The organism is Sphingobium aromaticiconvertens (genome assembly GCF_037154075.1).
Lineage (GTDB): Bacteria > Pseudomonadota > Alphaproteobacteria > Sphingomonadales > Sphingomonadaceae > Sphingobium > Sphingobium aromaticiconvertens.
The window spans coordinates 2,369,361-2,395,694 of record NZ_JBANRJ010000001.1 but is presented as its reverse complement, the minus strand read 5'-3'; the positions used below and the strand labels follow the sequence as shown (position 1 = coordinate 2,395,694).

The 26,334-nt window shown below is 60.8% G+C and carries 25 protein-coding genes, 2 tRNA genes and 1 pseudogene; 15 read left to right on the top strand and 13 right to left on the bottom strand.

Annotated features, from left to right (window positions below):
• Positions 1-14 precede the first annotated feature (14 nt).
• The 3 genes and pseudogenes from glyA to WFR25_RS11510 all read left to right on the top strand — a co-directional run.
• Complete coding sequence (glyA, locus tag WFR25_RS11520; protein ID WP_336971031.1) at positions 15-1,334, top strand: serine hydroxymethyltransferase; 1,320 nt, start codon at positions 15-17, stop codon at positions 1,332-1,334.
• A gap of 8 nt (positions 1,335-1,342) precedes the next feature.
• On the top strand, positions 1,343-1,804 hold the full coding sequence (gene nrdR / locus WFR25_RS11515) for a transcriptional regulator NrdR (protein WP_336971030.1): 462 nt from the start codon (positions 1,343-1,345) through the stop codon (positions 1,802-1,804).
• Positions 1,805-1,814: 10 nt separating this feature from the next.
• Positions 1,815-2,540 (top strand): annotated as a pseudogene (locus WFR25_RS11510) (RNA methyltransferase); the annotation flags it as partial.
• On the opposite strand, the gene WFR25_RS11505 reads toward WFR25_RS11510, so the two are convergent.
• Positions 2,541-2,840 (bottom strand): chorismate mutase, encoded by a 300-nt coding sequence (locus WFR25_RS11505; RefSeq protein WP_336974881.1) that lies wholly within the window; start codon positions 2,838-2,840, stop codon positions 2,541-2,543.
• Positions 2,841-3,042: 202 nt separating this feature from the next.
• Here WFR25_RS11505 and rpsD point away from each other — a divergent pair, with 202 nt between their 5' ends.
• Both rpsD and WFR25_RS11495 read left to right on the top strand, forming a co-directional pair.
• On the top strand, positions 3,043-3,657 hold the full coding sequence (gene rpsD, locus WFR25_RS11500) for a 30S ribosomal protein S4 (RefSeq protein WP_336971029.1): 615 nt from the start codon (positions 3,043-3,045) through the stop codon (positions 3,655-3,657).
• Between the two features lie 131 nt (positions 3,658-3,788).
• On the top strand, positions 3,789-5,453 hold the full coding sequence (locus WFR25_RS11495; protein WP_336971028.1) for a M28 family peptidase: 1,665 nt from the start codon (positions 3,789-3,791) through the stop codon (positions 5,451-5,453).
• A gap of 13 nt (positions 5,454-5,466) precedes the next feature.
• On the opposite strand, the gene WFR25_RS11490 is transcribed toward WFR25_RS11495, so the two are convergent.
• Positions 5,467-5,925, bottom strand: coding sequence for a DUF6265 family protein (locus WFR25_RS11490; RefSeq protein WP_336971027.1), 459 nt, complete (start codon positions 5,923-5,925; stop codon positions 5,467-5,469).
• A 124-nt stretch (positions 5,926-6,049) separates the two neighbouring features.
• Here WFR25_RS11490 and WFR25_RS11485 point away from each other — a divergent pair, with 124 nt between their 5' ends.
• The 5 genes from WFR25_RS11485 (at position 6,050) to WFR25_RS11465 (ending at position 8,811) form a co-directional block, all read left to right on the top strand.
• Entirely contained in the window at positions 6,050-7,045 is a 996-nt protein-coding gene (locus tag WFR25_RS11485) for an agmatine deiminase family protein (RefSeq protein WP_336971026.1), read from the top strand.
• A complete protein-coding gene (gene aguB, locus WFR25_RS11480) occupies positions 7,042-7,890 on the top strand; it encodes an N-carbamoylputrescine amidase (protein ID WP_336971025.1) in 849 nt (282 codons plus the stop codon). The genes WFR25_RS11485 and aguB overlap by 4 nt, the downstream gene beginning before the upstream one ends.
• Positions 7,890-8,102, top strand: a complete 213-nt coding sequence (locus WFR25_RS11475; protein ID WP_336971024.1) for a hypothetical protein — start codon at positions 7,890-7,892, stop codon at positions 8,100-8,102. The genes aguB and WFR25_RS11475 overlap by 1 nt, the downstream gene beginning before the upstream one ends.
• A 79-nt stretch (positions 8,103-8,181) precedes the next feature.
• Complete coding sequence (gene folK, locus WFR25_RS11470; RefSeq protein WP_336971023.1) at positions 8,182-8,694, top strand: 2-amino-4-hydroxy-6-hydroxymethyldihydropteridine diphosphokinase; 513 nt, start codon at positions 8,182-8,184, stop codon at positions 8,692-8,694.
• 41 nt (positions 8,695-8,735) lie between these two features.
• Positions 8,736-8,811 (top strand) — tRNA-Lys (locus WFR25_RS11465).
• Between the two features lie 184 nt (positions 8,812-8,995).
• Here the strand turns inward: WFR25_RS11465 and WFR25_RS11460 are convergent.
• From WFR25_RS11460 to cysD, 3 genes are read right to left on the bottom strand one after another with little or no spacing between them, the layout of a single operon-like run.
• Complete coding sequence (locus WFR25_RS11460; protein WP_336971022.1) at positions 8,996-9,751, bottom strand: 3'(2'),5'-bisphosphate nucleotidase CysQ; 756 nt, start codon at positions 9,749-9,751, stop codon at positions 8,996-8,998.
• Entirely contained in the window at positions 9,748-11,664 is a 1,917-nt protein-coding gene (gene cysN, locus WFR25_RS11455) for a sulfate adenylyltransferase subunit CysN (RefSeq protein ID WP_336971021.1), read from the bottom strand. Before cysN ends, WFR25_RS11460 begins: the two co-directional genes overlap by 4 nt.
• Complete coding sequence (gene cysD, locus WFR25_RS11450; protein ID WP_336971020.1) at positions 11,664-12,569, bottom strand: sulfate adenylyltransferase subunit CysD; 906 nt, start codon at positions 12,567-12,569, stop codon at positions 11,664-11,666. Before cysD ends, cysN begins: the two co-directional genes overlap by 1 nt.
• Positions 12,570-12,648: 79 nt before the next feature.
• Between cysD and WFR25_RS11445 the strand changes: the two genes are divergently transcribed.
• On the top strand, positions 12,649-13,740 hold the full coding sequence (locus WFR25_RS11445; RefSeq protein WP_336971019.1) for a helix-turn-helix transcriptional regulator: 1,092 nt from the start codon (positions 12,649-12,651) through the stop codon (positions 13,738-13,740).
• 123 nt (positions 13,741-13,863) lie between these two features.
• A complete protein-coding gene (locus WFR25_RS11440; protein WP_336971018.1) occupies positions 13,864-14,784 on the top strand; it encodes an NmrA/HSCARG family protein in 921 nt (306 codons plus the stop codon).
• Between the two features lie 82 nt (positions 14,785-14,866).
• Here the strand turns inward: WFR25_RS11440 and WFR25_RS11435 are convergent, their stop codons facing one another.
• Positions 14,867-15,619, bottom strand: a complete 753-nt coding sequence (locus WFR25_RS11435; RefSeq protein ID WP_336971017.1) for an SDR family NAD(P)-dependent oxidoreductase — start codon at positions 15,617-15,619, stop codon at positions 14,867-14,869.
• Positions 15,620-15,667: 48 nt separating this feature from the next.
• Positions 15,668-16,684 (bottom strand): helix-turn-helix domain-containing protein, encoded by a 1,017-nt coding sequence (locus WFR25_RS11430; protein ID WP_336971016.1) that lies wholly within the window; start codon positions 16,682-16,684, stop codon positions 15,668-15,670.
• A gap of 626 nt (positions 16,685-17,310) precedes the next feature.
• Here WFR25_RS11430 and WFR25_RS11425 point away from each other — a divergent pair.
• Entirely contained in the window at positions 17,311-17,661 is a 351-nt protein-coding gene (locus WFR25_RS11425; protein WP_336971015.1) for a Plug domain-containing protein, read from the top strand.
• A gap of 30 nt (positions 17,662-17,691) precedes the next feature.
• Here the strand turns inward: WFR25_RS11425 and WFR25_RS11420 are convergent.
• Positions 17,692-19,055, bottom strand: a protein-coding gene (locus WFR25_RS11420; protein WP_336967452.1) for an IS3 family transposase whose coding sequence is annotated in 2 segments (ribosomal slippage) — positions 17,692-18,705 and positions 18,708-19,055 — 1,362 coding nt in all. Because the reading frame shifts where the segments join, the coding sequence is not laid out codon by codon here.
• 151 nt (positions 19,056-19,206) lie between these two features.
• Between WFR25_RS11420 and WFR25_RS11415 the strand changes: the two genes are divergently transcribed.
• A complete protein-coding gene (locus WFR25_RS11415) occupies positions 19,207-19,542 on the top strand; it encodes an AMP-binding enzyme (RefSeq protein ID WP_336971014.1) in 336 nt (111 codons plus the stop codon).
• A gap of 1,102 nt (positions 19,543-20,644) precedes the next feature.
• On the opposite strand, the gene WFR25_RS11410 is transcribed toward WFR25_RS11415, so the two are convergent.
• Both WFR25_RS11410 and WFR25_RS11405 read right to left on the bottom strand, forming a co-directional pair.
• Positions 20,645-21,394: an isocitrate lyase/PEP mutase family protein gene (locus WFR25_RS11410; RefSeq protein ID WP_336971013.1), complete on the bottom strand. Its 750-nt coding sequence runs from the start codon at positions 21,392-21,394 to the stop codon at positions 20,645-20,647.
• 28 nt (positions 21,395-21,422) lie between these two features.
• On the bottom strand, positions 21,423-22,418 hold the full coding sequence (locus WFR25_RS11405; protein WP_336971012.1) for a DMT family transporter: 996 nt from the start codon (positions 22,416-22,418) through the stop codon (positions 21,423-21,425).
• A gap of 95 nt (positions 22,419-22,513) precedes the next feature.
• On the opposite strand from WFR25_RS11405, the gene WFR25_RS11400 reads away from it, so the two are divergent.
• Positions 22,514-22,996: an Lrp/AsnC family transcriptional regulator gene (locus tag WFR25_RS11400; RefSeq protein ID WP_336974880.1), complete on the top strand. Its 483-nt coding sequence runs from the start codon at positions 22,514-22,516 to the stop codon at positions 22,994-22,996.
• A gap of 215 nt (positions 22,997-23,211) precedes the next feature.
• Here WFR25_RS11400 and treF read toward each other — a convergent pair whose 3' ends face one another.
• The 3 genes from treF to WFR25_RS11385 all read right to left on the bottom strand — a co-directional run bounded on the left by treF (position 23,212) and on the right by WFR25_RS11385 (position 26,280).
• The gene (gene treF, locus WFR25_RS11395; RefSeq protein ID WP_336971011.1) at positions 23,212-24,801 is read right to left on the bottom strand and encodes an alpha,alpha-trehalase TreF; all 1,590 of its coding nucleotides are present in this window, start codon (positions 24,799-24,801) and stop codon (positions 23,212-23,214) included.
• Positions 24,802-25,057: 256 nt separating this feature from the next.
• Positions 25,058-25,133 (bottom strand) — tRNA-Ile (locus WFR25_RS11390).
• Positions 25,134-25,239: 106 nt separating this feature from the next.
• On the bottom strand, positions 25,240-26,280 hold the full coding sequence (locus tag WFR25_RS11385) for a polysaccharide deacetylase family protein (RefSeq protein ID WP_336971010.1): 1,041 nt from the start codon (positions 26,278-26,280) through the stop codon (positions 25,240-25,242).
• Between the last annotated feature and the right edge of the window lie 54 nt (positions 26,281-26,334).

Sequence of the window (26,334 nt, the reverse complement as noted above, 5' to 3'; positions counted from 1 at the left end):
AAGGAGCCTGCCCCATGAGCACCGCAACCTTGGCCCAGCCCGACCTGTCCGACATCCGCGCCGCGGGCTATTTCACCGACACTCTGGCCGCAACCGATCCGCTGATCGCCGCCGCCATCGGCAAGGAACTGAAGCGCGAGCAGGACCAGATCGAACTGATCGCGTCCGAGAACATCGTCAGCAAGGCGGTGCTTGAGGCGCAGGGTTCGGTCTTCACCAACAAATATGCCGAAGGCTATCCGGGCAAGCGCTATTATCAGGGCTGCGCCCCTTCGGACGAAGTCGAGCAACTCGCCATCGACCGCGCCAAGCAATTGTTCGGCTGTAATTTCGTCAACGTCCAGCCCCATTCGGGCGCGCAGGCCAATGGCGGCGTCATGCTGGCGCTGGTCAAGCCGGGTGAGACGATCATGGGCCTGTCGCTCGATGCGGGCGGCCACCTCACTCACGGTTCCAGGCCGAGCATGTCGGGCAAATGGTTCAACGCCGTGCAATATGGCGTGCGCGAGGACACGCACCTGATCGACTATGATGAAGTCGAGAAAATGGCGATCGAGTGCAGCCCGAAGCTCATCATCGCGGGCGGCAGCGCCTATCCCCGCCAGATCGATTTCGCCCGTTTCCGCGCCATCGCGGACAAGGTCGGCGCGCTGTTCATGGTCGACATGGCCCATTTCGCTGGTCTGGTCGCCGGTGGCGCGCACCCCACACCCTTCGGCCACGCCCATGTCGTCACCACCACCACGCACAAGACGCTGCGCGGCCCGCGCGGCGGCATGATCCTGACCGATGACGAGGCGATTTCGAAAAAGATCAACTCGGCCATCTTCCCCGGCCTTCAGGGCGGCCCGCTGATGCACGTGATCGCCGCCAAGGCGGTCGCGTTCGGTGAAGCCCTGCGCCCTGAGTTCAAGACCTATGCCCAGGCCATCGTCGCCAACGCGCAGGCGCTGGCCGCGAAGCTGGAACAGCGCGGCCTGGCCGTCATTTCTGGCGGTACGGACACACATCTCGCGCTCATCGACCTGCGCCCCTACGGCATTTCGGGCAAGGACGCGGATGAGGCGCTGGAGCGCAGCTTCATCACCTGCAACAAGAATGGCGTGCCGGGCGATCCCCTGCCCCCGACCAAGACCAGCGGCATTCGCGTAGGTTCGCCTGCGGGAACGACCCGCGGCTTTGGCGTCACGGAGTTCGAGCAGATCGGCGACATGATCGCCGACGTTCTGGCGGCTCTTCGCGACAAGGGAGAAGCTGGCGATCCAGCGGTCGAGGCCGATGTCCGTGCTCGCGTCGGCGCCCTGTGCGCTCGCTTCCCGATCTACGAGGGGTAAGACAGACCTTGCGTTGCCCCTTCTGCACCCATGAAGACAGCCAGGTAAAAGACAGTCGGCCGACGGAGGATGGCGCCGCCATTCGTCGTCGCCGCCAGTGCGAAGCCTGCGCCGCGCGCTTCACCACGTTCGAGCGCATTCAGTTACGCGAAGTCTGGGTGGTGAAGAGCGAGGGCCGCAAGGAAGCGTTCGAGCGGGACAAGCTGACCCGCTCGATCGGCATCGCCTGCCGCAAGCGCCCGATCGACCCCGCGCGGATCGAAAAGCTAATCTCCGGCATCCAGCGCCAGTTGGAAACCAGCGGTGACGGCGAAGTCGCGGCGCAGGCCATCGGCCAGATGGTGATGGAGGGGCTGAAACGCCTGGACAGCGTCGCCTATATCCGCTTCGCCAGCGTCTATAAGGACTTCACCGAAGCCAAAGATTTCGAGGAGTTCGCGGGCACCGTGAAAGAGGTCGGGCGTGAGTGACACCGCTTTGACCGCACTGCCCCCCGTCATCGTCCTCGTCCGCCCACAGCTTGGCGAGAATATTGGCAAGGCCGCCCGCGCCATGCTCAATTTTGGCCTGACCGAGTTGCGGCTCGTCACCCCGCGCGACGGCTGGCCCAATCCCGATGCCGGGCCGTCGGCAGCGGGCGCCGACATTGTGCTGGAGAAGGCGCAACTCTTCGACACGCTCGCCGATGCCGTCGCCGATTGCCCGCACGTCTATGCTACCACGGTACGCAAGCGCGGCGTTACCAAGCCCGTCGTCACGCCGGATGAGGCTGCGCGCGAAATCCATGGTCAGGCCGGACGCAGCGCTCTGGTCTTCGGCCCTGAACGGTCGGGACTGGAGACAGAGGACGTCACCGTCGCGCGCAAGATATTGACCGTGCCGATCAACCGGGAATTTGGTTCGCTCAACTTGGCGCAAGCGGTGATCCTGTGCGCCTATGAATGGTCGAAACAGGCAACCCTGGAACAGCCGACCGTCACTGACCTGGGCGTTCCCGCCCCTCAGGAGGAACTGGACGGGATGATCGCGCAACTGGAGGCCATGCTGGAGCCGGCGGGCTATTATTACCCACCCGACCGCGCGACCGCGACCCGGTTGACGCTACGTAATCTGCTGACCAAGCCGGGCTGGAACCATCTGGAGGTCCGCACCTTGCGCGGCGTCCTCTCGACGCTGGCCAAACCCCGCGCCCGCGATCGGGTATAGCTACACGGCCCGCGTCCGGTCGAACTCGGTCATCTCATAAGCGATCGAGGCTTCCACCAGTTGCTCCCACAGGGCCGCGATCACCTCACCGGGGGCACCCCGTTGCTCCGCTTCAGCGCGGGCATTGGCGATGACCTGGGCCTTGCGGGCCTCGTCGCGCACGGCGCTCCGGTCGGGCTTGATGCGAGCGGCAGCGCGCATATGCGCGAACCGTTCGGCCAGCAGCCCCACCAGTTGTCGGTCAATCGCGTCCACGCCTGCGCGGACCTGTTCCATCGTGCCATAGCTATCCGGGTTCATGGAAATGCTGACTAGGGCCAGCGTGGCACCCTGTCGAGGGGTTGACATAAATGCCCCATTTCGTCATAGGCGCGCCTTCGCAATCGGCCCTGCACCTCGGTGAAGCGGTGGCCCTGTCCCTGAAAACGGAAAACAGGCGGTATACCGGGAAAGACGCTCCCTTTCAGGGGGCAGACGTTGTTAGCTTTTGTAAGGAATCACTATGTCGAAGCGTTCAAGCGCCAAGTATAAACTCGACCGCCGAATGGGCGAGAATATCTGGGGTCGCCCCAAGTCGCCCGTCAACAAGCGTGAATATGGCCCCGGCCAGCACGGTCAGCGCCGCAAGGGCAAGATTTCCGACTACGGAATCCAGCTCAAGGCGAAGCAGAAGCTGAAGGGCTATTACGGCGACGTCACCGAGAAGCAGTTCAAGAAGGCCTACACCGAAGCCGCCCGTATGAAGGGCGACACTGGCCAGAACCTGATCGGCCTGCTGGAGCGCCGCCTGGATGCGCTGGTCTATCGCGCCAAGTTCGCACCGACCATCTGGTCCGCCCGTCAGATCGTTTCGCACGGCCACATCTATGTGAACGGCGTGAAGTGCAACATTGCCTCGCGTCTGGTGAAGCCGGGCGACGAGATCACGCTGGGCAAGAAGGCGCAGGAAATGGCGCTGGTCATGGAAGCACAGAGCCTGGCCGAGCGTGACATCCCCGACTATGTCGCCCCCGATGGCGCCACCAAGGTCACTTATGTCCGCGTTCCCACGCTGGACGAGGTTCCTTACCCGGTGAAGATGGAGCCCAATCTGGTCGTCGAATTCTATTCGCGCTGATCGGCTTTCAAAGCTTCAAGAAAAAGGGCGGCCCCGCAACGGGCCGCCCTTTTTCGTTGCGCAACATTCTTGCGCGGCGGAGTTTCAGATGGCATCACCCACGCATCATTCTCATTTTGAGGACTCCGCCGATGCGTACTTCCCTCATGGCTCTGGCCGCCATCCTCGCTCTTTCCGCACCCGCCAACGCTGCCGCACCCAAAGGGTCAGCTTCCACCTCCGCCGAACCCTCCATCGACACGATGAAGCGGCTGGTGAAGGAACTGTCCTCCGACGCTTATGAAGGTCGCGCACCCGGCACTGCTGGCGAAGAAAAGACGCTGGCCCTGCTCGCCACCGAGTTCGGAAAGCTGGGCCTGAAACCGGGCAATAATGGTAGCTGGTTTCAGGATGTCCCACTGGTCGAGATCACCGCAAAGAATGTCTCCGCGCTCAATTTCACCGGCGGCAAGAGCGCCGTGTCGGCCGCCTATGGCCCGGAAATGGTGATCGGCACCTATCGCACCAGCCAGCCGGAGATCGCGGTCAAGGACAGCCCGGTGGTCTTCGTCGGCTATGGCATCAACGCGCCCGAAAAGAGCTGGAACGATTATGCCGGCGTCGATGTGAAGGGCAAGACCGTCCTCATCCTGGTCAACGATCCCGACTATGAAACGCAGGGGCTGACTGGCCCGTTCAATGGCCGAGCGATGACCTATTATGGCCGTTGGACCTATAAATATGAGGAGGCTGCCCGGCAGGGCGCCGCAGCCGCCATCATCGTCCACGACACCGTGCCCGCCGCCTATGGCTGGAATGTCGTTCAATCGAGTTGGACGGGTGCGCAGCATGTCGCCGACAGCGCCAATGGCAATGCCGGCCAGTCCGCCGCGATCGGCTGGATACAGAAAGACAAGGCCGCTGCCTTGATGGCAAGCGCGGGACAGGATCTCACCGCGCTAATGGCCGCCGCCAAGATGCCGGGGTTCAAGGCCGTGCCCCTGAACGGGGTGAAAGCATCGGTTTCCTTCGACAATGACCTGCGCAAGCATAGTTCGAAAAATGTCGTCGCCCTGCTGCCCGGCAAGACGCGCCCCAACGAATATGTCCTCTACACCGGCCACTGGGATCATCTGGGCCATTGTCAGGCCGCACCGGACGGCGACGATATCTGCAACGGCGCGGTCGACAACGCCACCGGCACCGCCGCGCTGGTCGCACTGGCGCAAGCCAATGTGAAGGCAGGCCCCACCGATCGCAGCCAATTGTTCATTGCCGTCACGGGTGAGGAATCAGGTCTGCTCGGCTCAGCCTATTATGGCGACCATCCCATCGTTCCTGCTGGCCAGACCGTCGGCGGCGTCAACATGGATGCCCTGAGCATGGCGGGGCCGGCGAAGAATGTCGTCGTCATCGGACGGGGCAAGTCGGGCCTGGACGCCTATCTCGACCGCGCGCTCGCCGCTCAGGGTCGCGTCGCCAGCGATGAGCCGACCCCGGAAAAGGGCTTCTACTATCGTTCCGACCATTTCAGCTTTGCCAAGCATGGCGTGCCGATGCTCTATTTTGAGGGTGGCGACGATCTGGTCAACGGCGGCACCGTAGCGGGCGCGGCGGCGGCCAAGGACTATGAAGAGCATCGCTACCACGGCCCCAAGGACGAATATGATCCCAACTGGGACTGGAACGGCGTGCTGGGCGACCTCAAACTTTATTACACGGTTGGCCGCGAACTGGCGACGACGACCGACTGGCCCAACTGGGTCGATGGCGACGAGTTCCGCGCCATCCGCGACAAGAGTCGCGCGGGTAAGTAAGCCGATCGCGGGCCTATCGCCCCATCGGGACATAGACCCATCGGTTGACCCGGCTGCCGTCCATCTTCGATATTTCCGCGCGCAGCATTGCGCCGTCGCGCCAATATCGGATGCGCTGGGGATAGTCATGGGCGGGGTCGGCAAAGACGATCTCGCCCTCCTTCTGCGCGACCATCGGGAAACGCGCGGGCGCCTGACCGCGTGGCGAGGCGTAAAAGGCGATGCTGCCATCGGGGTCGCGCTGAATGCGGGTCTGTTCCCACCAGGTCAGGCGCGCGCCCGTCCCCGACTTCGCCGCGCCCAATAGCAGGTCGCCGCGCGCTGCCGTCCAATATTCCTCGGACCAATCCTCGCCTTTTCGCTCGATCCAGGCGCCCGCCATCCAGCCGGGCACCGTCCCCTGCACGACCTGCGCCGTCGCTGGCACGCCCAGCGTCATCGCGAAAAGCCCCAGCACCGCCCTGATCCGCATGATATCGCTCCCCAGCCCCTGCGCGGCAGGCTATCATAATGTGCGGCCGGATCAAAAAGGCGGCTGTAACGCACGCGTCGATCCTGTAAGGCGCCAGCCATCAACGCGCCCAATGGAGCCTATCATGACATTCCTCATGCCCGCCGAATGGGCGCCCCATGACTGGGTTTGGATCGGCTTTCCGACCCATGCAGCCGAATGGCCCGACGCGTTTGAGAGCGCACGCGCGCAGATCGCCGCCTTCGCCAATGCCGTTCATGCAGATGGCAAGGGCGAGGAGGTCCGCCTCGTTGTCGTCAACGAAGGCGACGCGCAAGCCGCCCGCGCGCTGCTGGACACGTCCGGCGTCACCATTGCGGTCCACAGGCTCGGCGACGTCTGGCTGCGTGATACTGCACCGATTGCGGTGCTGGGTGGCGCCAACCGCGCGCTCGTCGATTTCGGCTTCAACGGCTGGGGCGGCAAATATGAGATGGCGGGGGACGAGGATATCGGTGCCCGTCTGGCAGCGACCACGGGCTTCCCCCTCTCCACCCAGCCGTGGATTTTCGAAGGCGGCGCGGTCGATACGGACGGCGCCGGCCTGTTCGTCACCACCGAGCAATGCCTGCTGAACCCCAATCGCAACCCGGACCTGGACCGCGGCAAGATTGAGACGCTGCTGGCCGGAAGCCTTGGCCTGTCCGATATGCTGTGGCTGGGCGACGGGCTGCTCAACGATCATACCGACGGCCATGTCGACAATCTCGCGCGCTTCGTGGCGCCCGGCCTCCTCGCCCTGCCGGAAGCCACCACGCCAGACGACCCCAACGCCGCTATCTACGCCGACGCGCGGGCGCGGGCGCGGGCGCACGGGGTTGAGGTCGCGTCCATCCCCTCGCCCGGCCTGGTGCTGGTCGATGGCGATCCGATCCCGGCGAGCTACATGAACTTCTACATCGGCAACGCCGCTGTCGTGGTCCCAATCTACGGCCAGCCCAACGATCAGGCCGCGCTCAACACCTTCGCGTCGCTCTTTCCGGGTCGGGATATTGTCGGTCTGCCCAGCGATGCTATCTTGTCGGGCGGCGGCAGTTTTCACTGCACCAGCCAGCAAATGCCTTCTGTGGAACAGCCATGACCCAAGTCACCGTCGCCGCCCTGCAACTCAGCTTCACCGACGATATGGGCGAGAATATCGCCAAGGTCGCAACCCATGTGACCAAGGCCGCCGCACGCGGGGCGAAGATCATCCTGCCGCCCGAACTGTTCGAAGGCCCCTATTTCTGCCGGATAGAGGATGAGGCGCTGTTCGCCTCCGCCCAGCCGACCGATACCCATCCTGCCGTGCAGGAAATGCGCAAGCTGGCCAGGGATCTGGGTGTCTATATCCCCACCAGCTTTTTTGAGCGCGACGGCCATCATCATTATAACAGCCTGGCCATGATCGACGATCAGGGCGAAATCATGGGCGTCTATCGCAAGAGCCACATTCCCGATGGTCCGGGCTATGAAGAGAAATATTATTTCCGCCCCGGCAATTCGGGCTTCAAGGTCTGGGGCACCAAATATGGCACGATCGGCGTCGGTATCTGCTGGGACCAATGGTATCCCGAAACCGCCCGCGTGATGGCGCTGATGGGGGCAGAGATGCTCTTCTATCCCACCGCGATCGGCTCCGAACCCTATGACGCGGACCTCGACACCAGCCGGATGTGGCGTCGCGCGATGCTGGGCCATGCGGTGAGCAACTGTATGCCGGTCATCGCCGCCAATCGCATCGGCGACGAGGATGGGCAGATCTTCTACGGCCACAGCTTCATCACCGACGAATGGGGCGATTTCGCCGCAGAGGCCGGTGCGAAGGATCATGGCGCGCTGGTGGCCACGCTGGACCTGGAGCGCGCGCGCAGGCACCGTGCGGGCATGGGCTTCTTCCGCGATCGACGGCCAGATCTTTACGGCCGCATCGCGCAAGACATCTGATGACCGAGAATGACGAAGATCCGTCATTGAGCAGGCCACAAAGACGCCTGCTGAAACGGATCTATAACGGACGCACCACGCCCATTGTCGCTGATGGCAGGCCCTTTTTGACGTACAAAGACGCTGCCAAATATCCGCTGGCTCTACTCGTTGCGGAACGTGACGCAGCCTATACGGAAATGAAGGCGTTTGCGAAGGATGAGAGCCAATAAGATGCACGCATGGGGCTGTCCAGGATCATCCGCCCGAAAGGCCCATGCCATGACGGGCAAGGGCAAGATGAGCGCTGGCATGACCAGCAGTGACGCGCATCTCTACGTCCTGGCGCTCGGCTCCAACCGCCCGCTTTCCGCCCGCCTGCCGCCGCCCGCCATCCTCTGTGCGGCGATCGCCGCTTTGGAGGCGGACGGTCATCACGTCCGCGCCGTTGCACCGTTCGTCAACACAGCCCCCCTCGGCCCCTCCCGCCACCGCTATACCAATAGCGCGCTGTTGATCGCCAGCCCCCTGAAACCCGACACGCTGCTTCATGCCTTGCACGCTATCGAAAATCGATTCGGTCGCCGCCGCGCGCGCCGCTGGGGCGACCGCACACTGGATATCGACATCATCCTCTGGTCCGGCGGGCGCTGGCACACGCGTGACCTTCAGATTCCCCACCCTGCCTTCCGCATACGTGACTTCGTGCTTAAGCCGCTGATGGCCGTAGAACCGGCCTGGCGCGACCCGGTAACGGGCCTGCGTCCCGCCCATCTTCTTGCCCGTCACAAAAAGTCGTATCGTTTACCCTTCGCAAGTGGTTGACCGGACGCGCTACCCTCATTAGGGCGGGCGAACCTCATCGGGGGTCCATAGCTCAGTCGGTAGAGCAACTGACTTTTAATCAGTAGGTCGCTGGTTCGAACCCAGCTGGACTCACCACCTCATCACCTTGAAAATGCTAGATTTTTTAGATGATGAGGGGTGTGCCATTTCGACATTCGTTTCGACAAGCACCGAATAGACACCGAATGCGTATGCCCCAGATTTAACGCAGCTTGCGCTGAGTCATCGGATCATGGAGAGCATGCTCCCCATGATTGATATTAGCGGCCCACCAACCGGATCAGTCTTTAAGCGCGTCCAGCGTGCTGTCGGCATGCTCTTTGCGGCAAATGAGCAGGTCCGGCATGTAGACATCCGCCTGATTGTAAACGAGCGGTGTGCCGTCGATGCGGGAGATGTGAAGGCCATAGGCAGCGGCGACGGCCGCAGGCGCACAGCTATCCCATTCATATTGTCCGCCGGCATGAAGGTAGATATCCGCCTGCCCCAGCACGATGGCCATGGCCTTAGCACCGGCCGAACCCATTGGCACCAGTTCCGCACCAATTTTTTCGGCGACCTTGATCGCCTGTGGCGCGGGCCTGGTACGGGACACGACCATCCGTAGCTTCGCGGGAGCTGGCGGGACGACGCCCGGCTGATCGGTGCGCAGGACCAGCCCACCGTCCAGCCCCGGCAGCGCGACCGCGCCGATCGCGGGCACACCATCGATGGCAAGAGCGACATGCACGGCCCAATCGGCCCGCGCTTCGCCATATTCGCGCGTGCCATCGACCGGATCGATGATCCAGACCCGGCTCTTGGACAGCCGCTCGTCAGTGTCTTTGGCTTCTTCGGAAAGAAGGCCATCGTCGGGCCGCGCCTCCCGAATGGCATGACAGAGGAACTGGTTGGCGGTCTGGTCACCCGCCTTGCCCAGCGCCTTGGGGCCGAAGATGCCCGAGGCGCGAACGTCCAACAGCAGTTTGCCCGCCGTCTCTGCCAGATGGGCCGCCAGTTCGGCATCGGTCAAGACCGACCCATGCTCACCGCTCATGGAATAAGCCTCGCGACGATGGCGTCAGCCGCTTCTTCCGCCGTCATGGCGCTGGTGTCGATGCGGATTTCAGGGTCCTCCGGCGCTTCATAGGGACTGTCGATGCCGGTAAAGTTTTTGAGATCGCCGCTGCGAGCCTTTTTGTAGAGGCCCTTGACGTCACGCGCCTCGGCATCAGCCAGGCTGGTGTCGATATGCACCTCGATAAACTCGCCGGGTTGCATCATCTGCCGCACCATTTCCCGTTCGCTGCGGAAGGGTGAGATGAAGGCGGTGATGACGATCAGGCCCGCATCGGTCATCAGCTTGGCGACCTCACCCACCCGGCGGATATTTTCCACTCGATCGGCATCGGTAAAGCCCAGATCCTTGTTGAGACCATGGCGCACATTATCGCCATCCAGCAGGAAAGTATGGCGATTCATCCGGGCGAGCCTCTTCTCGACCAGATTGGCGATGGTGGACTTGCCCGCGCCGGACAACCCCGTCATCCACAGCACAGCCGGCTTCTGGTTCTTCAACAACCCATGATGTTCGCGCGTGACGTCAGTCGCCTGCCAATGAACATTGTCGGCGCGGCGCAGCGAGAAATGAATCATGCCAGCGGCCACCGTGGCATTGGTCATCTTGTCGATCAGAACGAACCCGCCCAGCTCCCGATTGTCAGCATAGGCTTCGAACGGGATCGACCGGTCGGTTGAGAGGTTGGCGACACCGATGGCGTTCAGGTCCAGCGTCTTTGCCGCCAGATGCTCCATCGTGTTGACGTTGACCTGATATTTGGGTTGCTGGACCGTCGCGCTGACCGTCCGCGTTCCAATCTTAAGCCAATAGGGTCGGCCGGGCAGCATCTCTGCCTCGTCCATCCACACGATCGTCGCCTCAAACTGATCGGCAACCTGTGGCGGGCTGTCCGCCGCCGCAATAACGTCCCCGCGCGAGCAATCGATTTCGTCGGCAAGCGTGAGCGTGACCGACTGGCCGGCGATCGCCTGATCCAGATCGCGGCCAAGCGTGACGATGCGCTTGATCGTGCTGGTCTTGCCCGAAGGCAGGACGCGGATCGGATCGCCCGGACGGATGGAGCCGGTCGCGATCAGGCCGGAGAAACCGCGAAAATCGAGATTGGGACGGTTGACCCACTGAACGGCCATGCGGAATGGCTTGGCGACGTCGGAGGTCGCATCGACCTCGACGCTTTCCAGATGCTCCATCAGCGCAGGCCCCTTGTACCAGGGCATGTTTTCGCTGTTGGCCGTGATATTGTCGCCCTTGAAGCCCGAAATCGGCATCGGCGTGAACGCCTTGATACCAATGCTGCGCGCGAACTCGGTATAATCCTTGACGATGCCGTCGAACACGGCCTGATCATAATCGACCAGATCCATCTTGTTGACGGCCAGCACTATGTTGCGGATACCGATCAGGTGGGCGAGATAGGAGTGACGCTTGGTTTGCGTCAATATGCCCTTGCGCGCGTCGATCAGGATGACGGCTAGGTCGGCGGTGGACGCGCCCGTCACCATGTTGCGCGTATATTGTTCATGCCCCGGCGTGTCGGCGACGATGAACTTGCGCTTTTCGGTGGCGAAGAAGCGATAGGCTACATCGATGGTGATGCCCTGCTCGCGCTCGGCGGCGAGGCCGTCGACGAGGAGGGCGAAGTCGATCTCTTGCCCCTGTGTGCCCACGCGTTTGCTGTCGGCCTGGAGGGCTTCGAGTTGATCCTCGAAGATCATCTTGCTGTCATAAAGCAGCCGCCCGATCAGGGTCGACTTACCATCGTCCACCGACCCGCAGGTGATGAAGCGCAGCATCGTCTTGTGCTGATGCACGTCCAGATAGGCATCGATATCAGCCGCGATGAGTGCATCGGTTTTGTAAACCGCCTCTTGTTCGATCACGTCAGACATCAGAAATACCCCTCCTGCTTCTTTTTCTCCATGCTGGCGTCGCCTGCATCCTTGTCGATCGCCCGGCCCTGACGCTCAGACGTCGTCGTCAGCAGCATTTCCTGGATCACCTCCGGCAGGGTTTTTGCTTCGCTCTCCACCGCGCCGGTCAGCGGATAGCAGCCGAGCGTCCGGAAGCGGATCGACCTAGTGACCGGCACTTCACCGTCCTTCAGGCGGAAACGGTCATCATCGACCATCAGCAACAGCCCATCCCGCTCGACCGTTGGACGCGGAGCCGAGAAATAGAGCGGCACGATCTCGATGCCTTCCAGATGGATATATTGCCAGATGTCCAGTTCGGTCCAGTTGGAGATCGGGAAAACACGCATGCTCTCGCCCTTGGCCTTGCGCGCATTATAGAGATGCCACAGTTCGGGCCGTTGCGCCTTCGGATCCCAGCGGTGCGAGGCTGTGCGGAAGGAGAAGATGCGCTCCTTGGCCCGGCTCTTTTCCTCGTCGCGCCGCGCGCCGCCAAAGGCCGCGTCGAAACCATATTTGTCGAGCGCCTGCTTCAACCCCTCCGTCTTCCACATGTCGGTGTGCAACGGACCGTGGTCGAACGGGTTGATGTTCTTTTCCAGCGCCTCAGGGTTCTGATAAGTCAGCAGTTCCATGCCAGCATCAGCCGCAGCCTTGTCGCGCAGCTTGTACATGTCCTGAAACTTCCAGGTCGTATCGACATGCAGCAACGGAAAGGGCGGGGGTGAGGGATAGAAGGCCTTCTTCGCCAGATGCAGCATCACAGCGCTGTCCTTCCCCACGGAATAGAGCATCACTGGACGCTCTGCCTCCGATACGACCTCCCGCATGATGTGGATCGCCTCGGCCTCCAGGCGTTGAAGGTGGGTTAAATTTCGTGACATGCTCTCTCCCGCATTTATTGATCCTAAGTTGACAGATGGCTTCCAAAGCCCAACCTCCCAAATGGGAGGATAGTGATTCATGCGAATTTTTGCTGCCGAGGAGGCGGATTTGCTCGTGGCGTTGGCCGACGGCATTTTCGAAGAGCCGCTGTGGGGCAGGTTTCTGGCGCTCCTGCACGCTAAAACGCGCGCAGCGTGCGTTGGCGTCTTCATTCAGTTCGCTGGCAGCGATGCCATCCTCGAACGCGTAGTCGGCAATCCATTACCATCGAAGTTAAGCCGCATATCGCACCTGCGATGGCAGGAAGACGCCACCCAATGGAAGATGCGCGAGGGGCGGGTCTATGCCGAGCATGAGCTTATGGACCTTGAAGTCCGAAAAATCATGGGACCGGACAGGCCATCAACATCAGGGCCGATAAAGTTCATGCGGAGCGTACAAATTGCAGAGGTTGGCGGCGGTAACGGGTGGATCACTCTGGCGGACAAGCATGATCTTTCCGCGGCAACAGGTTCGCTCCTTCACCATCTTGCGCCACATTTCCGCGTCGCCTTGCGCAGCCTGACGGCACTGAAAAAGGAAAGGGCGCGCGCGTCGCTTTCCGAGGAAGTGATAGGTCAGTTGAACTTCGGGTGGCTGATGCTCGATTCGCAATGCCGCATCGTCAACAGCACGGCAAATATTGACTCGCTGCTTCGGCGGACTGACGCGCTGCGACGCGGTCCCCATGATCGCCTGCTGTTCCGCGCCCCGGACATGGATCAACAGATTGCGAAGCTGGTGGCGGATTTCGCTACCGGCGCGAGCAGGCGACCACAGCCATTCACTCTAGGCGATGATCCCTGGACCGATATATTCGTGACTCCCGCCAGGAACGCCCCTTCCGGGGATAAGGGAAATGCCGTGGCCATCATCTATGTCAATGGCGACCGATGGTCGCAGCAGGATCGTTGCGGCCAGCTTGTCGACCTGTTCGGGCTTCTGCCCAGCGAAGCAAGACTGGCATGGACCATGGCACAGGGGCGATCCATCAGCGAAGCCGCCACCGATCTGGAAATCACTCTCGAAACTGCGCGCAACTATTCCAAGAAAATCTATTCGAAGATGGGAGTACGCGGGCAGGCTGAACTGGTGCATGTCATTCTGACAAGCGCGCTCGCGGTGATCTGACCCTTCCAGAAATGGCACATCGATTCATCACATGGATGCGCAACCGCCCCGTGAAGCATCCCGCCGTTGAGCGTGACACCCGGTGCGCTTATCGCTGGCTTATTCCAGAGAGAGGAAGCGCCCATGAAAACAGCGGTGACAGGAGCCACGGGAACGCAGGGTGGAGCGGTCGTCCGCGCCCTCCTGGCAAGCGGAAAGGCCGTTCGCGCCATCGTGCGGGACCGCCATTCACCAGCGTCCATGGCCCTGAAGCGCATAGGCGCCGAGATCGCTGAGGCCGACCTGGACGATGCCGATAGTCTGCACATCGCGCTGCGCGGAGCCGATGCGCTGTTTTCGGTGCAATTGGCCCCCGGCGTCGATCCCGACATCGAACGGCGGCAGGCGCGAATATTAATGGATGCCGCGCGCGGTGCGGGCATCCGCCATGTCGTCCATAGCTCCGTTTCCAATACAGGCGCCTTCGATAATATGGCCGGATGGGCTGAGGGACGATGGGAACGCAATTACTGGGAAAGCAAGCGCGATGCCGAAGATCATGTGCGCCATGCCGACTTTCCAACATACAGTATTTTGCGCCCCGCCTTCATGATGGACAATTTCGCGATCCCGAAAGCGCAATGGATGTTTCCCGATCTGTTCGAAGGCAAGATATTGACGGCCATCGAACCGGAAACGCCCATGGTACTGATCGCGGCGGAAGACATCGGACGGGTTGTCGCGGCTGCCATCGTAGACCCGGACCGCTTCGGGGGACGGACAATAGAATTGGCGGGAGATCTGCTTACCCTGCCCCGGATTGCATCCATTTTGACGGAGCTGAAGGGTATGATGGTTCGCGCGCGCACGCTCGATCCGGCGACACTGGTCGAGCGGGGGCAGCATGCCGGCTGGGTCCAGAGCCAGCAGTGGATGAATGTCGTCAATTATCCGGCGCGGCCAGCCGACATGGAGGCACTGGGCATCGCACCTACCCGCTTTACTGACTGGGTAGCGCGGCATGCGGACCAGATCTTTCCGCCATCCCGAAACGACATCAGTTGATGGACCGTATCTGACCGCCATCGACGCGATAGTTAGCCCCGGTCATATAGCCGGACAATGGACTGGCGAGCAGCGCGACCATTCATCCAATATCTTCGGGTCGACCAAAATGATCGGCGGAAATAGGGATCAGTTCGGTCGTGAAACGACGTTCTATCTCGGCCCAGTCATCGGCGTTCCAGCCCATCTTCCGGGCGACTTCAGTAAATGTCTTCACCACGGCGGGCGTCAATATGGCCCCAGGGCTGACCGTGTTGACGGTAATACCGCTATGAGACAGCGTCTTGGCCAGGGAAGCGCTCATGTTGACCATCGCAGCTTTGATTGCCTGATATTCGGCGAGGTCGGGTTCGGTCTGGGTCGCTGCCGCGCTGGCGATATTAATCACCCGGCCCCACTTGCGATCCTGCATGCCGGGCACGAATGCCTGAATGAGCCGAACAGCCGCGCCGACATTCTGCTCGAACGTCCAGCGCCAATCGGACCAGGGGGTATCCAGCCATGCAGGATTCATTGCGCCGGCTTGACCATCCGTGCGATGGGAACAGGCCCTTCCTCCCGCATTATTGACCAATATGTCGATGCCGCCACCGGTTTCCATCACGGCTTGCGCGACAGTGCTACAACAGGTTTCTGTCGCAAGATCGCCGGTCACGAACGACGCTGAACCTCCCGCCCCTTCGATGTCGGCGACCATCTGTTCGCAACGCTCAACATTGCGGCCGTGGACGATGACAATCGCCCCTTCGACCGCCAGAGTCGCAGCGATCCCGGCGCCAATACCGGAATTACTTCCCGTCACCAGCGCACGCCTGCCAACCAGTTGTAAATCCATGATGCCCCCTCCGCCAATTTGCCGGCGAGGATATGGTTCGTCACCCCATCAAACAATCGGAAGAGGATGAGGGATCATGTCCTTGATCGACGAGGCGGCTGCGGAAGCACGACACTCTACCCGATACCGCGTCGCACACATGCCCGTATGCGCGCGAAAGGCTTCCTGAAAGGATTTAAGGTCGTCATAGCCGACAATTGTCGCGATCTGGGCGATCGGCCGACTTGTCTCCCTGAGTTGGGATTGTGCATTCCAGACACGCAACAGGCGTAGATAGGCGCGGGGCGTCATGCCGAGTCTGGCGCGAAAATGGCGGATCAAGGTCTGTTGGCTGACCGCGAGATGGACGGCCAGTTCGCTGATGCGCGCGCCTGCGGACGAATGCGCCGACAACCAGATCTGCGCTGCTGCCACGAGGGGATCGTCCGACAATCCGTCCCTCTCGGTTTCCTGCAACCCCATCACGTCTGCCAGTGCTCCCGCCATGGAAAACGACATCAGCCGTGCGACCAACCGCGTGAGCATGCTGGTTTCATGCACCACGCCGCGTGCCAGCGCGATTGTATCATTTTCAAGGATCGCCGTCCTCGCATCGACACGGATGCGGGGATAGCGCAGCCGGAACGCCGCAGCCGCAGATTGAGGCAAGGGAACCGGCCCATTGCCGATCAAGCCAGCTTCGGCAAGCAGATAGATGCCACGCCCGGTCGCCGAGATATGCGCGCCAGCGGCATGTTGACGCGCGAGCCAGCCGATGATGGGGCGCAGATTGCCCAGACCCATCGTCGTCACCCCGTCCGGCCATTCGAAATCCGGCACATGGATAAGCAGAAGCGCTACCTGGTCATTCAACCCCTCATCGACCTCTAGCCGCCGATCGCCCGCCAGTTTTACGGGATGCCCCCCCTGCCCCAGCAGGCGGGTCCGGGTTTGCATGCCGATTTCGTCCCGGGATTTGAACTGGTCCGCCACCCGGCGGCGCATGAGACCGAACAGATCAAGGAAGAGGCCCACGCTGGAAAGATGGACCCCATCAAATGCAATTACCGCCAGATCACGAGCCATGAACGGGATGTTAATTTAACCCCGCGTGGATGTCAAAATTGCCCCTGACACTGACATAATATCCCACGCATGATGCATTCACCACACAGCTCCGAAAACGGGGCGGGATATAGAGGAGACGAGGATGCTTGGGGGCGCGCAAGGGGCGTTGCCCGCCTACACGCGAGATGTTGCAAATGTCTTGGCGGAGACATTGCAGAACACCCCACGGTCAAAGCCTTTTCGTTAATCTGTTCGGCCATGGGTCCTGACCGATTTTTCCCGTGGTCCGTGATACCGGGCGGCTCGAATACAACCGTCCGCGAGATATTTCAAAAACGATCCGTCCGAAACGCGTCGGCACATCACACTTAGTTATAGTAATATTTCTTCGCGATCTAAAATAAACCAAAATATACGCTAAGTAATAAATTACATATGAATAATATCGACCAAATATGGCGATATTATTTAACGATAAATTCAATACCCATAGGGAGGGGATGGTTATGAAAAAACTGCATGTATTTATGTCATCAGCCGCATGTTTTTTGTCCGCAGCGCCGCAAATCGCGACGGCACAAGCCACTGCCGATACGTCGCAAGCTCCCCAGGATCGATCCGGGTTTGAAGTCGAACAGATCATCGTGACCGCCCGCCGTCGCGAGGAACGTCTTCAGGACGTGCCTCTGTCGGTCAGCGCTGTATCGAGCGCCGCGCTCCAGCGCGCCAACATCTCCAACGTCGCGCAACTCAGCCGTGTCGTGCCCAGCCTGGTTTCGGTGCCCGGCCAGGGCGGCGGCCGTTCCCTGCCCACCTTCTCCATCCGCGGCCTAAGCCAGCAGGAATTGACCATCCTCGCGGACCAGTCGGTATCTACCTATATGGGCGACATGGTTCTTGCCCGTACCCAGGGGGTCAACGGCGCGATCTTCGACATCGGCTCGGTAGAGGTGTCCGTCGTCAGAACATTTGGCACACGTCGCGTCGTAAATTAGCGGAGTGCGGGCCTCGTCTTGGGGTTGATGTTAAGCGGCGAGCCTGCGGTGTTGCAAGCGCCGATATTCGATGGTCTTTCGCTTGATCCTTTCGCGCTGTTTGATGATGGCGGGAGCCCTGCCGAGGTAGGCGTCGGCGGGCGTCACGTTGTTCAGGCTCTCGTGGTAACGCTGGTTGTTGTAATGCTCGACGAAGGCCTCGATCTGGGCCTCAAGGTCGCCGGGCAGGAAGTAGTTTTCCAGCAGGATGCGGTTTTTCAGGGTTTGGTGCCAGCGCTCGATCTTGCCTTGGGTCTGGGGGTGCATCGGAGCGCCGCGTACATGGCTCATCTTCTGGGCATCGATGTATTCCGCCAGTTCGCCCGCGATGTAGCTGGGGCCGTTATCGCTGAGCAGCCTGGGCTTGTGCAGCACGGTGGCGCTGTCGCAGCCGGAAGCCTTAAGGGCCAGGTCCAGCGTGTCGGTGACATCCTCGGCGCGCATGTTGGTGCACAGTTTCCAGGCGATAATGTAGCGCGAGAAGTCGTCGAGCACGGTCGACAGGTACATCCAGCCCCACCCGATGATCTTGAAGTAGGTAAAATCGGTCTGCCACATCTCGTTCGGACGCGTGGTCTGGGTATGGAAGCGATCGGCGGCCTTGATCACCACATAGGCCGGACTGGTAATCAGATCGTGGGCCTTCAACAGGCGGTAAACGGTGGCCTCCGACACGAAGTAGCGCTTCTCGTCGGTGAAGCGCACCGCCAGTTCGCGCGGTGACAGCTCGCTGTAATCCAGCGCCATCTCGACGATCTGGCCCTGGATATCGTCGCCGATGCGGTTCCACACCCGACTCGGCGCCGATGGCCGATCTTCCAGCGCCTCCGGCCCGCCTTCGACGAAGCGATCGTACCAGCGGTAGAACGTCCGGCGGGGGATGCCGAGTTTGTCCAGCGTGTGCTTGGCGGGCAGGTGCGACTGCTCGACGATCCGGATGATCTCGAGCTTTTCGGATGCGGGATACCTCATTCGTCGTCGCCCCCATCCGCGATCATGCTTTTTTTAAGCAGGCGGTTTTCCAGCGTCAGGTCGGCCACGCATTCCTTCAGGGCACGGGCCTCGCGGCGCAGATCCTGCACCTCGCCAGTGGTCGCAGCACGGGCGGTGTCACCGGCCAGGCGCCGCTTGCCCGCTTCCATGAACTCCTTCGACCAGGTGTAATACAGGCTTTGGGCAATGCCTTCCTTGCGGCACAACTCGGCGATGCTGTCCTCGCCGCGCAGACCGTCCAGCACAATACGGATCTTGTCTTCGGCTGAGAAATGGCGCCGGGTCTGCCGCCGGATATCCTTCACAACACGCTCAGCAGGGGCCTTTGTCGGCGAATTTTTCAAGGAGGGTTTGGGCTTCATCTTCGTTCCTTCGTCACTACGACGAAGCCCAAACCCTCCTTAATTTACAACCTCAAATCTGTGCCATTGGTGCTGACGGCGGACAGATGCCGATGGCTGGCTGCATAGCGGCGATGTCGGCTGTATCGGGGAGGACGGCAATCTGCGCATATTGGACCGGCTCAAAGATATCGTCATTGTCGGCGGCTTCAATGCCTATCCGGCCGAGGTCGAAACCATCCTGCGCAAGCATCCGGCGATTGCAGACGTGTGCGTCATCGCCTGGCCCGATGAGCGGATGGGCGAAGTGTGCGCCGCCTGCGTAATCCTGAAACCCGCCGAAACGCTCACTTTACCCGATCTTACAGGATGGAGTCGCGAGCAGATGGCCAATTACAAAGTTCCTCGCCATCTGTTCCTGGTTGATGATTTTCCGCGCACACCACTTGGCAAGATTCAGAAGTTCCTGCTGCGCGATCAGGTGAAGGACATGGTCCAAACAACCTAGAGCATTTTCGAAGCAGGTAGAATCCCCTGCTGACTCGGAAACGCGTCAAATCAAAAACCTGGAACAGCCGGTCCGATACGATTGGATCGGATACTGCTCTAGTCAGCCCCTCTTCCATGCATCCTTGTCGCTCGACAAAGCAGTCAGAGGCCAGTGGATGACCGAGGAATTGGAAACCGCTTGATGGCCCAAAAGGAGCGTAGCGTAAAATGGCGTCGCCGCTCATTTCATCAGGATTTTGCTACGAAAGCTTGTCCTGGAATTGAGCGGCGGCGTTGCTACATCCGATGCCTATTGCCAATCAATGAAGATCGACTCATCTTCGGTTGCTGACAGCAACATACGCCTCAAAAGTGAGTCGCTCAAGCGATTTGCATCGTCGCGCTATTGTTGGGAATCCTGAATGTCGACCCGTCCTGGACGAATTGTGAAGGCTTTCGGACCGCGGGCGTTGTGCTCCACTCGCTGGATATGATATGTAAGCACACTAAATCGGCGAACTATCCAGAGAGATGATGCTGATTGTGGCGCGGGGGACGCGGTGTCGACGTTCCTCGCCCCGATGGAGAATGCGCATGTCTGGCCTGAGCGAAATATTGCCTCGCGATTTGCGCGTGCTGGATAGCACGACGGACCTCATCGAAATCGACGATGGATGTGCCGTGAACATCGTCAGCAACGGGCGCCCCGTGCTGCATGTCTTACTCGAAGGGGCCGCAGAGATCAGCAGATCACCGTGCCCGACATGTTCGCCAGACTGTTGTTCAGCGTCATAGTGCCGGACATGACCCCGGCCTCATTCTATCGCGCTGCACCGGATGGCAGCCGCGCGCGCCCATTATGATGGCCTGCCGGTTTTCAGAGCCAGCCGACCCCACTCCGGCGCATCCCAGTTCGCGCCGCTTCGTCGAGGCCGTGCGCGGCCTCCGGGCCGCCCCCCCTGGTCCCGCATATCGATGAGGCGTTCATCCATAAATATATGGCCGATATGCGCAGCCTCAACCTGATCCCGGCAACCGCCGATCTTGTCGAAGTCGAAACAGTCTAAACGCGATAAAAAGGAATATTTTCATGAACGAATTTTCTGTGCCCTTTCCCCATGTCATCTCTCACAAGCCTTCAGCGTCGCAGCGGCTTCATCGAGCGCTGCCCATGTGCGCTGGGCCAGGCTGCCGCCCACGCTGCATCGCCGGACACCAAGCGCGGCAAATGCCCGAATGCTCTCATCAAAATCATGCACGACCACGTTCACCGGTTTCGGAGTGACCGCCGCCACCAGTTCCGCGACCGCTCCGGGATCGAGGATGAAGGGGACGAACAGGCAATCAGCCCCGGCCTCTGCATAGGCGACGGCGCGATCAATGCTGTCGCTAACGGGCATGTCGGACACACGAAAATTCTCGTTGCGACCGATCAACATGACAGTCGGATCGACGGCATCGATCGCGGCGCGCGCCGCTGCAGTCCGCTCGATAGCCAGGGTGCGATCGTACATCCTGCTGCCCGACCAATCTTCTATCGAAACGCCAGCGATACCAGTTTCAACCGCCATGGCCATATTCGCGGCCACGCCCTCGGGACTGTCGGCAAAGCCATTCTCAAAGTCCGCGTTGATCGGCAGGGAGGTGGCGCCAACAAGCAGCCTGAGATGCGCGAGGACTTCATCACGGCTGAGTTCGCCATCCTCCTTGCCCGCCGCCCATGCCGCGCCTGCGCTGGTCGATGCGATGGCCTTGAAGCCCTGTCGTGTCAGGCGGATGGTGCTGCCCGCATCCCAGGCGTTCGGAATGATGAAGAACCCGTCTTCGTGCAGCTTGCGAAAGGCGGCGCGCTTTTCGGCGGTTGTCGGCATCGTCATTCTCCCGGTCACTTATGGTTCGTCACGCGGCGTCGAGACATGTCTTATCGGGCACTGGTGATTGCTTTGCAGCCGATATGCCGTGTGCCGCTATACAGGCAAGGACGCTTGCGACCACCAGACCGAAGGCTGCGGCCTCCAGCATTGTCGGCATCCGTCCTTCCCATATCAGGCCATAGATCAGGGCGAACAATGTTTCGAACAGGATCATCTGCCCGACCAGTGTCAACGGAAGCAGTCGGCTCACCCTGTTCCAAAGCGCATTGCCGCCGATCGACGCCAGGAGAGCGATCCCCATGGAAATGACGGCGAAGCGGATCCATGCCGGACCATCGTGGGACATGCCGCCGAGCCACAGGGTAATCGGGATCAGGACGAGACTTTGCGCGCCCGTCACCATGCCGGTCAGCAGGCTCCATTCATGCGCGGATATCCGGTCGAGACGGGAAAGACACCGGCTGTTGCCGACCGCATAGGCGGTCCAGGATATGAGCGCGCCGACGGCGCTCAACAGGCCGAAGATCTGCGTCCAAACCGCGCCGGATGACGGCAGAGCCAGCGCCTGCCAGCCGATACAACCGGCGCCCGCCGCACACAGTATCAGCGAAGGTGCGAGCTTTCGGAGCGAGACTGCACCGGCCTCGCGGCTGCCCATGATCGTCACCGCCACTGGAAGGAAGCCGATGATGAGCGACGTCATGGCGATGCCGCCAGTCTGCACCGCAGTAGACAGCAGGATATAATAGAGGATGTTACCAGCCAGAGAGAGCCAGGCAAGCGAGCGCCATTCGCTCGCCTTCAATCGCTGCCTAAGAGACTGCCAATAGGGGGCGATCAGGATCACCGATACAGCACCATAGGCCACAGAGCGTCCGATGGTCAGTTCCAGCGGGCTGAAATCGCGGGCCAGTTCCGGGGCCAGAAACACCAGCCCCCACAAGGCCCCTGCTCCAGCACCGCAGGAAATGCCCGACAGCGTGGCTTTCCGCCCGACCGGCGCTGTTGTGCTGATTTCCATGTCCCGTCTTCTTGCTGACAAGCAAGAGCGATATCATCGATCGAGAGAGCCATGCGCTCTTGATTGAGCACCCAAATGCAACAATTACTCGCTACATGACACTTTCTGGCCACCGCCACCTCGATTCCTTCGACCGGGCCATTCTCCGGATCATCCAGAAGGATAACAAGACGCCCCAGCGCGAGATAGCGGCGGCGGTGAACCTGTCGGCCGCCGCCGTGCAGCGGCGCATTGCCGCCATGGAAAAGAGCGGGGTCATCGTTGGCAATGTGGCGATCGTGGCACCGGAAGCGGTTTCGCTTGGGATCACCGCCATCGTCGAGGTCAATTTGCATGACGAAAGATCAGCCAGTGTCGACGCAGCCAAAGCGCTGTTCCGCGAAGTGCCTGAAGTGCAGCAATGCTATTTCGCGACCGGCGGAGTCAGCTTCGTGCTAGTGATCGTGACCTCCGACATGCGGGCCTATGAAGGCCTGACCCGCCGTCTGTTCGGGGAAAATGACAGCGTTCGAAGCTACCGTTCCCTGATCGCTCTGGACAGGGTGAAAGCCGACACGGCGATCTTTATCCCGCAGTGATGGCCGCTCCTGGAGATTTTCCGACAGGAAAGGAAGGCGCCGAATTGACGGTGAAATTCACAGTTTTCGGAAAACCCTTCTCCGGTCTTAAAATTAATGTTGGAGCGGCTGCCTAGAGCATTTTCTAAGCAGATGGCATCTGCTGCTGACTCGGAAAATACGGAAAACAAAAGATAAATGGAGCCTGATCCGATTCAGTCTGATCGAATCATGCTCTAGTTCACTGCTGCGGCCCTGGAATGTTCCAACTGGAAACCAGCCATGATGTCGGGATAGCGGTCCAAAATCGCGCTGGCGACTCCGTTGGTCCAGCCAAAGCCGTCCTGCAGGGGATACTCACCGCCGCCGCCCGGCCGCCGCTCCTCCACATCATATTTTTCCAACATCTTGCCGGTTTCGGCATAGGCTGCCGCGACCGTGCCTATCCAGCGACCAGCGATATCGCGCGCGAGCGCCGTTTCGCCATTGCGGGCAAGGCCATCAATCGCCACCCATTGCAGCGGCGCCCAGCCGTTGGGGCTGTCCCACTGCTGACCTGTAGGGATGGGCGTGGTGCGAAGCCCCCCGCTGGCGAGCAGTGTCGTGCGGACGGTGGCCGACACGGCCTTCACTTGCTCCGGTGAGGCCGCTCCGACGAAGAGCGGATAGAGGGTGGCCGCCGAAACAACAGCCGTCGACTTCCTGGCTCTGCGGTCCCAGTCCGCATAACGGCCCTCACGCCCCACCCAGAGATAGCGATCGATGGCAGCCTTGCGGCGCTTCGCCATAGCGGCATAGTCATTCGCGCAAATGGTATCACCTGCGGCGCGGCAACGCAGCTCGATCCGCTGCTCCATTGCCAGCATCAGGCTGTTGAGGTCGACGGGTACGATGTCTGTCGTGCGGATGGTCGAGATCTTCTGCGGTTCGGCGAACCAGCGTGCACTGAAGTCCCAGCCACTCTCAGCGCCAGCACGCAGATGGCGATAGGTGACGGCTTTTGGCGCATCCGCCTGCGCAGCGGTTGCTACATCTTCGGCCCAGCTTTCATCGCGCGGCGTGTCGCGATCGTCCCAATAGCGATTGAGCAGACTCCCATCGGGCATCTTAACTACGCGCGCGCAGGCGCGATCAGCATCAAGGCAGGATGCGCCCTTCATCCAGAAATCATGTTCCTTGCGCAGCGCGGTCAGGCGGCGAGCGGCAAGCGTGCGACTGTCGTCTTTCGACAGGTCGAGCATCAGCGCATAGAAAGGCGGCTGGGAGCGGCTGAGATAATAGGTCCGCATACCATTTGGGATATGGCCCTGCGTTTCGATGGTCGCGGTAAAATCCGCCAGCATCGATTCGATCAGCGGCTGTTGACCATCAACGGCCAAGCCCAGCATGGTGAAATAGCTGTCCCAATAGTACATCTCGCGGAAGCGTCCGCCTGGAACGACAAAGGGTGCGGGCATCGGCAGCGCTGAACTACCAGCCTTGGGCACGACCGGCTGACGGATAAGCGTGGACCACAGACTGCGGACATGGTCGCGCAGATCTGCTGCGTCGTGATCGTTGACGCCGGGAACGGTGAAATGCGCGAGTATGAAGGCGCGCAGCGCTTCCCTGTCGCGCGGTGGCTGTTGGCGATAGGCGACCATGATTGCGTCCGGATCGGCACGGGGCGTCGCATCCACGAAGGTCTTGCCGTCGGGGAACAGCTTTTCCATCTGCACCCGCTCGAACAGCGAACCATAAAGTTCAGCCGGAGAAGGTTGCGCCTGCGCTGTGCTCACCAACATCAGAAATGCGGTGGTGGCCCAAATGAACGAACGGATTTTCATCTTATACCACCTCTCTCGGCCCCTGATCGCATGTGGCGCCCTGTCCGGGGATCTCAAGCTCTGCCATATCTGCGATGGTGGGCACGCATGTGAAAAGTGCGGCCAAGTCTACGGGCACACGCTTTTGGAGATACTGAAAGATCGAGATGCTATGCCAAATCAAGATCGTCCATGCACCACAGTTAAATGGTACAGCGCAATCAGGAAAGCCAAATTTTTCGGAAATATACGACTTTTCAGGCACTTGTGAAGCATATGGTGGGCCCGGCAGGAATCGAACCCGCAACCTAGCCGTTATGAGCGGCCAGCTCTAACCGTTGAGCTACAGGCCCCACCTTAAAGCGATTCCCGTACAGTATCTCGGAAATCGCGGAACATCCTTGCAGCCGGCGACATCACGACTGACTGCAACCTGCTGCTGGCGGGCGATAAAGCGCGTCAGGCCGCTTGGCAAGAGTGTCTGCGGCCCTCCTGCGCAGCATCCAGCAACTGATCAAGCGTCGCGGCCCTCACGCCACGTCGCGCCAGATGGGCCAGGACCGCATCCCACCAGGCGTAAAAGGCCGTTCTGTCGTGTTCAGTGCGGACATAGGGCGTATGCCCTGGCTCCAGCGTCGGCGAATGGAAGCTGAAATTAAGTACCCGGACGCCTTCTTCGATCAGCGCATCGATCGCGGCGATCGCGTCAGCGACAGGTATGCCCTCAGGCGTCAGAGGCACGCGGCTCAACAAGCGGCTACGCGCCATGGCGCCTGCGAGCGGTCCCAGCGCCCGCGTCGCATTATAGAGCCGCTCCCCTGCCCCCCGCATCAAACCGGTAAACGCCGTGGACAGCGGCAGTTCCATCAACGCACGCGCAGGCCCGGTCCAATAGGGATTTTGCGGCAAACCCAGGAAATCCGGACCGAACTGACGGCTATAATCAAACCGGCTGCGAACCGAACTGTCGAGGCGAAAGCCCGCATCCTCCAGCAACCGCGCACTGTTGGGACCGACGCCATAGCGGCCCGCGCGATAGGCGATCGGTCGCGTGCCGAAACGGTCCGCAATGCGCCGACACAGCGCCTCCAGCTTCGCCCGCTCAGTCTGTTCCGGCAGAAAGCCGACATAGCTGTTGCGCGCCGACACCGCTTCCACATGCGGCGGATTAACCCAGGGATGCAGGTGTGCGCCAATGTCAGCCGCGCCATCCGCCAGCCATCGCCCCATCATATCGGCAGCGGCATCGCTGTCGATCACCGGATAGTCGGTGACATAGACCGGCTTCACGCCTGCAGCGGCGAAATAACGCTGGCCCCGCGCCATGCCTTCAAGTGCGGTGACGCCATGTCCGGTGCGCTGGAAGGGTTGATCCCAGTCAAACTCCTCTTCCGTATCCACAAACAACATGAAGCGCGTGCCGAAAGCGGGCGGCAACGCAATCATGTCCTGCGGGTCCGGGGGCAGCAACAGGCCGCCATCATGGGAAGAAATGCTCATCGCCCTCCCCTAGCAGCCAATGGTTGCCAGAGGGTTTCGCCAAGCTCCCGTAGC